Origin of the sequence: Chryseobacterium sp. BGARF1 (genome assembly GCF_001677955.1) — a bacterium.
GTDB lineage: Bacteria > Bacteroidota > Bacteroidia > Flavobacteriales > Weeksellaceae > Chryseobacterium.
Window position 1 is genome coordinate 141,151 of sequence record NZ_LELA01000081.1, and the last position, 11,494, is coordinate 152,644.

At 31.1% G+C, this 11,494-nt stretch carries 11 protein-coding genes; 8 read left to right on the top strand and 3 right to left on the bottom strand.

Annotation, left to right across the window (positions count from 1 at the left end):
• The first annotated feature begins 15 nt into the window (after window positions 1-15).
• Window positions 16-921, top strand: a complete 906-nt coding sequence (locus AB671_RS16040) for a glycosyltransferase family 2 protein (RefSeq protein ID WP_066681051.1) — start codon at window positions 16-18, stop codon at window positions 919-921.
• 3 nt (window positions 922-924) lie between these two features.
• On the opposite strand, the gene asnB is transcribed toward AB671_RS16040, so the two are convergent.
• Window positions 925-2,748, bottom strand: coding sequence for an asparagine synthase (glutamine-hydrolyzing) (gene asnB / locus AB671_RS16045; protein WP_066681053.1), 1,824 nt, complete (start codon window positions 2,746-2,748; stop codon window positions 925-927).
• Window positions 2,749-2,878: 130 nt separating this feature from the next.
• Here asnB and AB671_RS16050 point away from each other — a divergent pair, with 130 nt between their 5' ends.
• Entirely contained in the window at window positions 2,879-3,895 is a 1,017-nt protein-coding gene (locus AB671_RS16050; RefSeq protein WP_066681055.1) for a glycosyltransferase family A protein, read from the top strand.
• A gap of 2 nt (window positions 3,896-3,897) precedes the next feature.
• Here AB671_RS16050 and AB671_RS16055 read toward each other — a convergent pair whose 3' ends face one another.
• Window positions 3,898-4,905 carry a glycosyltransferase family 2 protein gene (locus AB671_RS16055; protein WP_066681057.1) on the bottom strand — a complete coding sequence of 336 codons (1,008 nt, stop codon included), beginning with the start codon at window positions 4,903-4,905 and terminating at the stop codon, window positions 3,898-3,900.
• A gap of 69 nt (window positions 4,906-4,974) precedes the next feature.
• Between AB671_RS16055 and AB671_RS16060 the strand changes: the two genes are divergently transcribed.
• Window positions 4,975-5,538, top strand: a complete 564-nt coding sequence (locus AB671_RS16060) for an acyltransferase (RefSeq protein ID WP_066681062.1) — start codon at window positions 4,975-4,977, stop codon at window positions 5,536-5,538.
• Window positions 5,539-5,596: 58 nt separating this feature from the next.
• Window positions 5,597-6,403: a glycosyltransferase family 2 protein gene (locus tag AB671_RS16065; RefSeq protein WP_066681064.1), complete on the top strand. Its 807-nt coding sequence runs from the start codon at window positions 5,597-5,599 to the stop codon at window positions 6,401-6,403.
• Between the two features lie 34 nt (window positions 6,404-6,437).
• Here AB671_RS16065 and AB671_RS16070 read toward each other — a convergent pair whose 3' ends face one another.
• Complete coding sequence (locus tag AB671_RS16070; protein ID WP_066681073.1) at window positions 6,438-7,214, bottom strand: class I SAM-dependent methyltransferase; 777 nt, start codon at window positions 7,212-7,214, stop codon at window positions 6,438-6,440.
• Window positions 7,215-7,307: 93 nt separating this feature from the next.
• Here AB671_RS16070 and AB671_RS16075 point away from each other — a divergent pair, with 93 nt between their 5' ends.
• Genes AB671_RS16075 through AB671_RS16090 form a run of 4 tightly spaced genes read left to right on the top strand, consistent with a single transcriptional unit; the run spans window position 7,308 to window position 11,410 of the window.
• Complete coding sequence (locus AB671_RS16075; protein ID WP_066681075.1) at window positions 7,308-8,462, top strand: glycosyltransferase; 1,155 nt, start codon at window positions 7,308-7,310, stop codon at window positions 8,460-8,462.
• Window positions 8,459-9,358 carry a glycosyltransferase family A protein gene (locus AB671_RS16080; protein WP_066681076.1) on the top strand — a complete coding sequence of 300 codons (900 nt, stop codon included), beginning with the start codon at window positions 8,459-8,461 and terminating at the stop codon, window positions 9,356-9,358. The genes AB671_RS16075 and AB671_RS16080 overlap by 4 nt, the downstream gene beginning before the upstream one ends.
• On the top strand, window positions 9,355-10,500 hold the full coding sequence (locus AB671_RS16085; protein WP_066681077.1) for a glycosyltransferase: 1,146 nt from the start codon (window positions 9,355-9,357) through the stop codon (window positions 10,498-10,500). Before AB671_RS16080 ends, AB671_RS16085 begins: the two co-directional genes overlap by 4 nt.
• Before the next feature lie 10 nt (window positions 10,501-10,510).
• A complete protein-coding gene (locus AB671_RS16090) occupies window positions 10,511-11,410 on the top strand; it encodes a glycosyltransferase family 2 protein (RefSeq protein ID WP_066681078.1) in 900 nt (299 codons plus the stop codon).
• The last annotated feature ends 84 nt before the right edge of the window (window positions 11,411-11,494 follow it).

The following is an 11,494-nucleotide window of genomic DNA, read 5'->3' on the forward strand; positions in this document are numbered from 1 at the left end:
AAACCAAACTAAAAAATGAATAAACTTGCATTTGTAATTCCCTATTATAAAATTGATTTTTTTGAAGAAACTTTAAAATCATTAGAAGAGCAAACTAACAAAAATTTTACTGTTTATGTAGGTAATGATAATAGCCCTAACGATCCTTTTAACATAATAGAAAAATACAGCAGTTTAAACATCACCTACAAAGTCTTCGAAACCAATTTAGGAGCTATAGATTTAGAAGGGCAATGGATAAGATGTATCGATCTATCTAAAGACGAAGAATGGATATGTATTTTGGGAGATGACGATTGCCCAAAAAAGAATTTTGTAGAAGAGTTTTATAAAATTTTACCTGTTGTTGACGAAAAAAACATCAATGTTATTAAAACGGCAATAACTTCAATAGATTCAAATTCTAAATTAAGAGGTGCTGATCTAGTTCACCCGGAATACGACACCTCAATAAATACGTTTTGGCGAGACCGAAATAAACAAACACACACAAGTATAAGTGAAAATATATTCAGAAGAAGTTCTTATGAAAAAATTGGTTTCAGGGGATTCCCTTTAGCATGGGGAACTCCTTTAGTAGCTTGGATCGATTATTCTGAAGGTGGATTAATTTATGGCTTAAATTCTACTCAAATGTCTGTAAGATCTTCAGAAATCAACCTCAGCAGAGTAGATTCTTTCAAAGATCAGAAACAAGTGGGTGAAGCTATGGTTTATGAAGTTATTTTTTCAGATTATCATGATAAATTCAGTGACTCACAACGCTTATTTTTAATCAAAAAATACCATGCCGTACTTCACTATTACCAACTTAAAAACAAGTTGCCATCATCAATCTTCACGCTTTACTGTAAATATGGAGGCATACAAGGACCGTTTTTTTATATTTTACGAGAATTAAAATGGAAATTCACCAAATAAATTTCAGACATGTTCTTCCATCCAAATTCCCAATATCAAAAGAGACCAATGCTTATAATTGTAACGTAATTGCTTCTGAACTACATCAAAATCTAATTTTGTAAAAACTTTTGAGGAAGGATTTCTTAAAATCTTTGATGAAAGTTCTTCCATAGCCGGAATTTTCAGCCACTTTTCTACAGGTGCGCCAAATCCTTGTTTTCGTTTATTTAAAATATTATCTGTAAGTAATTCTCCAAAAGCTTTTCTCAGAATAATTTTGGTCTTTTCGGTATTCACTTTATATTTCGCGGGAAGAGCAGAGCAAAATTCTACCAAATCTTTATCTAAAAAAGGAGTTCTCAGCTCAATAGAATGCATCATCGCAATTCGATCGTCTTTTACCATATAATCTCCCGGAATAATATTAGTAAGATCCATTTTCATAGGAGTATTCAGGTCTTTTTTATCTAAAGTAAAATGATATAAATGTTCATATTCTACATTTGATTTTAAAAGTACAGCGGTTTCCTTTTTGCTAAAATTACTGTGTACTTTTTCTTTTTGGTAAGCCACAATATCCGGAAACTTTGCTCTGAAAACTTTATCCAGAAAATAATCTTGTCCTTTTCTAAAACCTGCTTTTTCGCTTACCGCAGATCCTATTTTATAAAAAGTTAATAATCTGGGATTTGCACTTCCCTTATCCAGAATTTCTTTTTCTTTCTGATACCATTTGTATCCGCCAAAAAGCTCATCACCTGCATTTCCGGTGATTACAACCGTCATATTTTTTGCAGCTTCTTTACAAATGGTATAGGTTGCCAAAATTGCAGTATCTGCAAGTGGCTCATCTAGCTTCTTTATAACCTCTAGTAATAACTCAGGAATTTCTTCATCTTTCAGAGATACTTCTTTGTGATGAGTATTGTATTTTTGGGAAATGCTTCTTGCTTCTGGCATTTCGTTCCATTCACCTTCATATTCAAATCCTAATGTGGTAAGATTTAAATGATATTTGGAAGACAGCGCAACCAAAGTTCCCGAATCTAATCCGCCGCTTAAAAAAGCACCTACCTTAACGTCAGCAATCAGTTGTTTTTTAACCGATTTTTCTACCAGACTTCTAAATTTTTGTACAGCCTCTTCTTCTGAAATATTTAATTCTTTTTCGGGTAAATTCCAATATTGAGAAATTTTAACCTCCCCGTTTTTATAAATTAATTGCGAAGCCGGTGGCAAAACTTTAATATTTTTATAAATACTTTGATGACTATTTATGTATGAATGGCGTAAAAAATGAGAAACAGCTTCATCATTTAGCTCATTATTTACTAAGCCTGTTGCCAAAATAGCCTTAATCTCCGATGCAAAAATAAATTCACCGTTTTTTCCTGTGGCAAAATAAAATGGTTTTTCGCCAAAACGATCTCTTACACAGAATAATTGTTGTTTTTCTTCATCCCAAATTGCCGCAGAAAACATTCCGTTTAAATGTTTGGGAAGTTCAGAACTATATTTTTGATATAATGAAAGAATAACTTCTGTATCTGTATTACTTTTAAAAGGATACTCAGGCATCTCTTTTTTTAAATCACGGTAGCCATAAATTTCTCCGTTGAAAACAATACATTCATTTTTCGTATCAGAGTACATTGGCTGATGCCCGTCTTTTGAAAGATCAACAATCGCTAAACGTCTGAAACCTAAAAAACAGTTTTGAAAATATTCTTGACCTTCATCATCCGGACCGCGATGAATCATAGAATCTGTCATATTTTTCAGACTTCTTTTATAAAAATCATCGTTTAAAATATTTTTTTTTACAATACCTGCAATTCCGCACATAGATCATTAATATATGACAAATTTAAAACTTATTTATGGAAGATTTGTGAGATTCAAAGTTTTACACAAGTTCAGACCTTAAAATTTTTAAATCAGTTTAATAGAATTAATTTCAGATATTTGCAACGATATGCAAGAACAACCTCTGATTTCTATTATTACAACGTATTATAACTCTGTACAGTTAGGCGATTTTGTAAAGTCATCTATGAAATGTCTGCAAAACCAAACCTACCAAAATATAGAATTAATCTGTGTAAATGATGGTTCTACAGATTCTACATTAGAAGATTTAGAATATTTCGCAAAACAAGATTCTAGGATTAAAATTTACACAAAAGAAAATCAGAAATACGCTCAATATTCCAAAGCATACGGACAGGAAAAAGCTTTAGGAGAATTTATATTTCTTTTTGACCATGATGACCTCATTGACTTTGATACGATTGAAAAATGCTACCAAACATTTCTAGCTCACCCTGAACTTGATATTGTAACTCCTATTGTTATTACTAAATTCACTGACGGTAACATAAAAAACATTCACAACATTTATTCAGAAAATACTTTAAATAAAGAATTTGAGTACAAGCAATTTTCAGGTAAACAGTTGATAAAAGATACCGTCGGTAAATATGACATTCACATTCGCGGACTTTATAAATCTTTTGTTTTTAAGTCACATTCTTTTAATTTTACAGAGCCTCTTTTAAATGCAGATGAAATTGTAGAGAGATTAATTCTAGAAGAAGCAACACTCGTTGGAAGCTGTGATGCAGTTTATACTCATTACATTCATCCTGATTCATCAGCCAAATTGCTTTCACTAAAGAAAATAGATATTACCCGAACAGATTATTTGCTGCGAAGAATTTTTAAAGAAAAAGGAATTTATGAACCTCGAAAATCAATTTTTGAATTTGTAGCTTATAAAAACCTGGTAAATGCTATTAAAATCTTTCATCATTTCGCTAAAAAAATGAGCTCTGAAGAAAAATCAGCGCAGAAAAAAAGGCTTTTAGAATCTTATATTGAGCTCGATAAAGAAACCGTAAAATCACAATTCAGCGGAATAAGTAAACTTTACAATTCACTTTTATTGTCAAATTTTTCTTTAATGCTTTGGTTCTATAAATTTAAAAACTAAAATTATCGTTCAAACCTCCAGATAAATAATTTTGCAGCAAAATGCGCTGGAATATTTTGAAAGAAATTCTTCTTTTTAAGGCTAACAGAAAAATCTGAATTAAAATAATCAGACAAGTTCAATCTCGCAAGAGTCTGCATTCTTGAAATATTTGTTTTCAGATACTCTTTATCTTTCAGAGCTTTCCATTGCATGATAAGCACCATCTCTTTGAATAGGATAATTTTCTTTTTGATTAGTTTTCTCAAAGCTTCATTTTTTTCTTCATGATAAGCTTGAGTAAAGTGCTCCAAAATGGTTAAAAAATTCTCGAAATTTTTCTTCGTTCTATTAAAAATTACAGATTCTCCGTGTAAATAATACAGATAAGTAATATCATCAATAACTGCTAAAGTATCGGTTTTTAAAAGAAGATGAAAAAACCATAATTCATCCTGAGCAAATAATCCCGGTACAAAATAAATTTGATTATTAACAATAAAATCTCTTTTGATTAATTTATTCCACGAAGAAGAGGGAAAGCTACCATTGCTGTACGCAGAGAAAATATCTAACCTTTCGTTGTAATATTTTTTATCTGCAGTGGTAGGAAAACCGAAATCTTTCGTCGTATTATCAAACGTGTTAATCCATCGGTTTTGCGCTATCGTTATTTGTGCATCAGTTGTTAAAGCATTATTAACCAGCAATTCGATACAATCTTCTGTAATCTCATCATCGCTGTCTAAAAAATAGATGTATTCACCTTTAGAAAGTTTAATTCCTGTATTTCTTACTACCGAAAGTCCTGAATTTTTTTCATGTTCATAGATTTCAACATTGAGATTAGGATTTTCTTGAACAAATTTTTCGATAATAGTCATACTTTCATCAGGAGTACAGTCGTTAACCAGAATAATTTCAAAATTTTTATAGGTTTGATTTTTTACAGATTCCAAACAACGAAGAATATATTTCTCACATTTAAAGACGGGAATATTAATACTGATTAAAGGCTGATTGGTACTCATCAAATTGTTTTGCTATTAATTATTACAAAATTAAAAGAATATTTAATACTTTTGGATAAAACATTTTAGATGAAAAAGGTTTTAGGTTTATGTTTTATAAAATTGAAAAATTTTGCGAATAACTGTATCAATGCAAAAAATCGTGATTTTTTTTTCACCCGTAAAAGTTCCGTTCACCATTCTTTTAAATTGGGTTCCGGTAATTTTTTAGATATTTCACCTGATTCAGAATTTCAGTTTGGAAAAAATGTGTTTATCAACCAAAACAACTTTATTACCATAAAACCTAATGCTAAACTTAGCATCGGAGAAGGAACTTATATTACAAGAGCTACAATCTCCTGTCTTGGGGAAATTGAAATTGGAGAAAATTGCATTCTTGGGGAAGGCATGAAGATTTTTGATCACAACCACCAATATACAAAACAACCATTCTCTGTTTCAAAAACAGATTTTAATATTGGAAAGGTGAAATTAGGAAATAATGTCTGGACCGGAGCCAATGTTACTATTCTAAAAGATGTCACTATTGGCAACAATGTTATTTTGGGGGCGGGATGTGTAATTTATAAGGATGTACCTTCGGATTCAATTATCATTAATAAGCAAGATCAACAACTAATATCTCTATAAATTGTAATTTAATAGCATAGAAATATTAATCTTCTTAAACTAAATTTAATCCTATTTCATGATAAAATTTTCAATTCTCATTGCTCATTATAACAATTACGATTATTTTACAGAATGCTATAAAAGTATTCTTAATCAAACCTATCAGAATTTTGAAATTGTAATTGTAGATGATTGTTCAAGCGACGATTCTTACCAAAAAATAGTAAACCTTACAAAAGACAACGCTAGGGTAAAAATTTTCAGGAACGAAGAAAACAAAGGGGTTGGATACACAAAAAGAAGATGTGCAGAAATGGCATCCGGAGAAATCTGTGGATTTGTAGATCCCGATGATGCTATTACCGAAAATGCTTTACAAATAAGTATAGAAAATCACACAAAAGATAATGTTGTAACTTATTCTAAATTTCATTTGTGCGATAGTACACTAAAGCCTATACGTATTTTTCAACATTCGCGCGCTGTGAAAAACGGGAAGAAAGATTTTTTTAATATTTTCTTAGAAGCGAATCATTTTTTCACATTTAAGAAAGAAGCGTATAATAAAACAGTTGGGATTAACCCAGAACTCACTTCAGCAGTTGATCAGGATTTATATCTAAAGCTTTATGAAGTGGGAAATTTTCATTTCATAGGTACACCGCTTTATTATTACCGCTTACATGAGAAAGGGGTTTCACAAGAGTCTTCAAAGAAAGACAAGCTTAATAATAACTGGCATCAGGTAATTCTAGATACCACAAAGCGAAGAAATATAGAATATCTCTACAATAAAAAAATTAATCAGATCGATAACCTTCCAGAATTTTTGAAAGTAAAACAAAACAATCTTATCACAAAAATTCTCAGAAAGTTTTTGTAGACTAAAAAACCACAGAATAATCTGTGGTTTTTATTTATTTTTTTATAATAACTCCGGCATATTTACCATCAAATTCAATAATATATGGTTTGTGATTATTTTGTTCACAATAATCTTTAAAAGCAGCATTATCTCCTACATCATCACTCATAAAAATGCCTCCATTTCTCAATCTATCCCATAGAATCTTGTAAGCCCACATTCTTCCATCATAGGTTTTATCGCTGTCATAATGTACTACATCAAAAGTTTTTGTTTTTTCAAAAATTTTAGGAAGAGATTCTTTATCTGCAAAACGGTAAAGATCCCAATTGCTTTTATATTTTTCAGGAATTACGCATCCTACAAAATCTTCACTTTGATTTTGAAGAATATAAGGCATGTCTGAACTGTAAAGGGTGCCATTTCTGGAAACTAAAGATGCTAAAGCGGCAAAAGAAGACCAGCCATACGCGACTCCGGTCTCAATAGAACTTTGCGCCTTCGCAAATTCGTTGATGTAATAAATAACACTTAAAGAGCCTGCTCCGCCCATTTTAACAGGTGTTTTTTCCTGTATCTTTAATGCATTTTGATATTCTTGAGGAAAAATATTCTCAAAAGGAACGAAACTTATTTTCAATACATTTTCTATAAAATCCTTTTCAGAAACAGCAATGCTTTGGCACCATTGTTCCGCTTCTTCTTTTCCTCGTAAACCAGATGAACGGTTGAATATATTTTTCCATATCTTTCGTCTTAGTTCGGGATAAAGATCTGGGCGTTTAAGATAAGCGACAAATGTGCTTGTAATTTCTGAAACTTTACTCATACAGTTATGTTTTAAGGGGTAAAAATACAAAAGAATTGCACAAACAGTCTTATATTTGTTTCTTTAAGCATTAATTTTTTTTAAAATACACAAATGCCTCACAAAATAAAAGTTCTGTTCCGTCATCGCTCCATGGAAATGGGAGGAGTAGAGAGAGTGCTTCTCGATCTGTTGGAGAATCTCCCAAGAGATTTGTTTGACATTACTTTTTTTCTAACGATTGATCAAGGGGAACTTAGAAAAAGTATTCCTAAAGACATTGAGCTAATTACTCTTCAAAAAGGAAGAGAAGATATGAGTGACAACAAGTTTCTCAGAACCTTGCAGCTTATAAAAAGGAATTTAATACTCTCTTTTTATCGAAATAACCCTAAAACATTATACCGTAAAATCATTAAAAAAGATTTTGATTTAGAAATTGCTCCTACTTATGCAGAATTTGAGAACATTCTATCAAGCCCTTTGCGTTCAAGAAAAATAGCATGGTTTCATACCGATGTAGGCTACGATCCTGACCAGAAAAGAGTTTTAAGCAGAATCAATGCACTCAAAAAATTCGATTGGGTAATTTTTGGTTCTAAGCAAACAAGAGATGTTATTACAGATTTATACCAGATTGAATATCCCAAAAGCTCTGTTATTTACAATTCTATAAAAATAGATGAAGTAAAAATAAAAGCATTAGAGTTTCCTGTACATTATGATACACATCCCGTATTTTCATCTATGGGAAGATTGCATAGCCGTAAAAACTATCATACGTTGATGAATGTACACAAAAGACTTTTAGACGAAGGCTTTCTCCATTCTATTGCAGTAATCGGAGGAGGTTCAGAAATGGAAAATTTACAGAGACAGGCAAAAGAATTAAATGTTCAAAATACATTTCTTCTTCTTGACAGCCAGATAAATCCTTATCCTTACATCAAAAATTCTGATTATTTTGTTTTACCTTCAGAGTCTGAATCTTATCCTTTAACCATAGGAGAAGTGATGGGATTAAATATTCCGATTGTAAGTACAAACGTAGGTGGAATTCCGGAAATGATTGAGCATGATTTTGACGGCTATCTCGTAGAACCAGATGAAAAATCTATTTATGAAGGAATGAAATTATTCCTCACAAACACTAAGTTAACAGAAAGATACAAAAGAAATATGGAGAAATCTGTGGGAAAATTTGATAATGAAAAAATTTACAATCAGGTAACCTCTGTTTTTCAGAAACAACATCAACTGAAAGTATGAAAAAACCATTAGTCACTATTCTTACGCCCACTTATAACAGAGCGCATACTTTACCGAGAGTTTTTGAATCCTTACAGAATCAGACTTTTAAAGATTTTGAATGGCTTGTGATTGATGATGGCTCTACTGACAAAACTAAAGAACTCGTTGAAGAGTTTCAGAAAATATCTGATTTTAAAATTCGATATTATCATCAGGAAAATCAACATAAGTTTTTAACTTTTTTCCGTGGAATCGATCTTGCCGAAGGTAAATATTTTTCACCCTTAGATTCTGATGATGCCTTACCAAAAGATTCTATGGAAATTCTTGTCAATACATGGGAGCAGACTAGCGACAATCAAAATATTGTATTTGTATCAACGCTTTGTGAAGATCAGTTTGGAAATATTGTGGGAGACCATTTTCCACAATCGCCTCTAATTTGTACCATTTTTGACATGCGGTATAAATACAAAATAAAAGGGGATAAATGGGGAATGGGAAAAACAGATATTTACAAAAAAATGAAGCTGAATTTTGAGAATCTCTCAGGAAAAGGCTTTATTCCGGAAGGAGTTTTCCAGTTTCAATTTGATAAGCTTGGTTTTCATTACTGCATTAATGAAGTGACCAGAATATATTTCCGAGACAGAGACGACGAGCAGTCACTCGCCAATCAGTTTTATGATAAAAAAAATGCATTTGGGCTTGCCGAAAATTACAAAGCATTCCTCAATACATATCACACAAAATTATGGAGCAACCCTATTACCATACTTAGAAATATTGGCGGTTATCTTAAATTTTCAGCATCAGACAAAAGAACTTTCAAAAAAACCATTTCTGAACTGAATTCTTTATCAATAAAAATAGTAACAACGATACTTCACCCATTTTCAAAATTTATTAAATGAAAAAAATACTTTTTGTTTATTATCAGAATATTCATCCTGGCGGAGTTTCAAGGGTAATGATTAATCTTGCCAATGAGCTGTGTGATAAAGATCATCAAGTAAGTATTTTGTTTTTAATGGAAGGTGAAAACACATTTTATGAAATAGATCATAGAATTAAAACTCACACACTCAATTCTTTCGGGCATTTTGGGGTTCAGAAAATCAATCCTTTATTCGACAAATATTTAAAGAAATTCCCTTATAGATTTAATTTAAAAAAATACATTTTCGATTTCGGACAGTGGGATGTTATGAGCAAATGGCTCAAAAACAATCATCAAAATTATGATATCATTATTTCTTCCTGGTACAAGATATCCTCACAAATTGCCGTAAATAAAAAAATTGCAAATAAAACATTTGCTTGGGAACATTCAAATTACGAAGTTGGAGGAAAAATATGGGGTGATCTTTTACGTCGAAATTATAAAAATCTTAAAGGAATTATTTGTATAAATAAAGCCTCCGTTGATTATTATAATGTTTTCAATTCAAATGTATATTTAATTCCAAATATTATAGGTGAACCTTTTGAAAGCATCATGAATATTGATTTCGAAAGCAAAAAAGATCAACTAATCTATGTAGGAAGATTAGACCGAGAAAAAAATATAGAAAGTTTAATTAAAATAATTTCACAAATAAATCTAAAAAACTTTCAATTTAAAATAATTGGTGAAGGTTCTGAAATGGACAACTTAAAAAAACAAGTTGAAGAAAAAGGGTTAGAATCAAAAATCATCTTTACTGGCCGATTGCCTATTAACGAAATTAAAAGTGAACTTTTAAAAAGTAAAATATTCTTATTTACAAGTATAAACGAAGCATTCGGAATGGTTTTACTAGAGGCAATGTTCTGTGGCAATACTCTTATTTCTTACGATTGTAATTATGGCCCATCTGATATTATTAATCAAAACAATGGTTTTTTAATTCCAATGAATAATGAAAAAAAATTTCAAGAAAGCCTTCAAAACCTTATCAATAAGCCAGATTTATTAAACGAACTCAACCAATCATCTTTTAAAGAATCTGCTAAATGGCGGAAAAATAAATCGCTCATTCAGTGGGATAAAATAATCAATTCAATTTCTTTATAAACAGCTCTACATGATTTCAATTATTACAGCATATTACAACCGAAAAGAACTTTTCCGCAAGACTTTATTAAGTATTGCAAGGTTCGAGTATTCTGAAAACATGGAGTTTATTGCCATAGATGATGGTAGTGATGAAGAAGAGCGAATTGAAGATTTGATACATGAGTTTCCTTTCTTAAAAGTGATTCGTCTGGAAAAGAAAAATAAATGGTATCAAAACTCCTGCATTCCTTTCAACGAAGGTTTTCGCCATGCAAAAGGAGATAAAATCATTATTCAGAATCCTGAATGTTATCATTTTGATAACGTCATTGAGTTTACTTCAAAAAATCTCATTGAAGATGATTATTTAAGCTTTGGATGTTTCGCTCTAGATAAACAAACTACAGACAGTCATCAAACCAATTATCCTGAAAACGTTATTTATGACAGTATTGCCAACCTAAGTTTACAAAATTCTACGGTAGCCGGAAATATTTGGTACAACCATTCTGTACACCAACCTCATGCTTATCATTTCTGCGTTGCTTTAACCAAAACAGATTTAGACAAACTGCACGGTTTTGATGAATTGTTATCTTTGGGAATCGCCTATGATGATAATGAATTTGTAAGAAGAGTGAAAAATACGCTCAATATAAAATTTGTTGACAATGTAATTGTCTTGCATCAAAACCATTACAATCCATTATCTACTTCGTATGATAACCGAAAATGGAGCTCTTTTTTGTACGGAATAAATAACATTCTTTTTCAGCAAAAACCTAAAAAGAAACTCATCAACCGATTTACAAAAAACCAAAATATACTGCAGAAAAAAAAGATTATAATTCCTTTCGTTGCATATCGGTTATTAACTGATGTAGCTTTTTATAAATTAGTAAAAGATAAATTGATCAAAAGAATATAAGTAGGTTAAAACAATTAACAATATATTTTTGGGCAGCTATTCCGCCCTCCGTTCCCAATCTTTTTTGCCCTCGTTTTTCCAGCA

Excerpts from the sequence above, each read along its gene's own strand:
- AB671_RS16040 (WP_066681051.1), top strand. The coding sequence starts at position 16 with ATGAATAAACTTGCATTTGTAATTCCCTATTATAAAATTGATTTTTTT.
- asnB (WP_066681053.1), bottom strand. The coding sequence starts at position 2,748 with ATGTGCGGAATTGCAGGTATTGTAAAAAAAAATATTTTAAACGATGAT.
- AB671_RS16050 (WP_066681055.1), top strand. The coding sequence starts at position 2,879 with ATGCAAGAACAACCTCTGATTTCTATTATTACAACGTATTATAACTCT.
- AB671_RS16055 (WP_066681057.1), bottom strand. The coding sequence starts at position 4,905 with ATGAGTACCAATCAGCCTTTAATCAGTATTAATATTCCCGTCTTTAAA.
- AB671_RS16060 (WP_066681062.1), top strand. The coding sequence starts at position 4,975 with ATGAAAAAGGTTTTAGGTTTATGTTTTATAAAATTGAAAAATTTTGCG.
- AB671_RS16065 (WP_066681064.1), top strand. The coding sequence starts at position 5,597 with ATGATAAAATTTTCAATTCTCATTGCTCATTATAACAATTACGATTAT.
- AB671_RS16070 (WP_066681073.1), bottom strand. The coding sequence starts at position 7,214 with ATGAGTAAAGTTTCAGAAATTACAAGCACATTTGTCGCTTATCTTAAA.
- AB671_RS16075 (WP_066681075.1), top strand. The coding sequence starts at position 7,308 with ATGCCTCACAAAATAAAAGTTCTGTTCCGTCATCGCTCCATGGAAATG.
- AB671_RS16080 (WP_066681076.1), top strand. The coding sequence starts at position 8,459 with ATGAAAAAACCATTAGTCACTATTCTTACGCCCACTTATAACAGAGCG.
- AB671_RS16085 (WP_066681077.1), top strand. The coding sequence starts at position 9,355 with ATGAAAAAAATACTTTTTGTTTATTATCAGAATATTCATCCTGGCGGA.
- AB671_RS16090 (WP_066681078.1), top strand. The coding sequence starts at position 10,511 with ATGATTTCAATTATTACAGCATATTACAACCGAAAAGAACTTTTCCGC.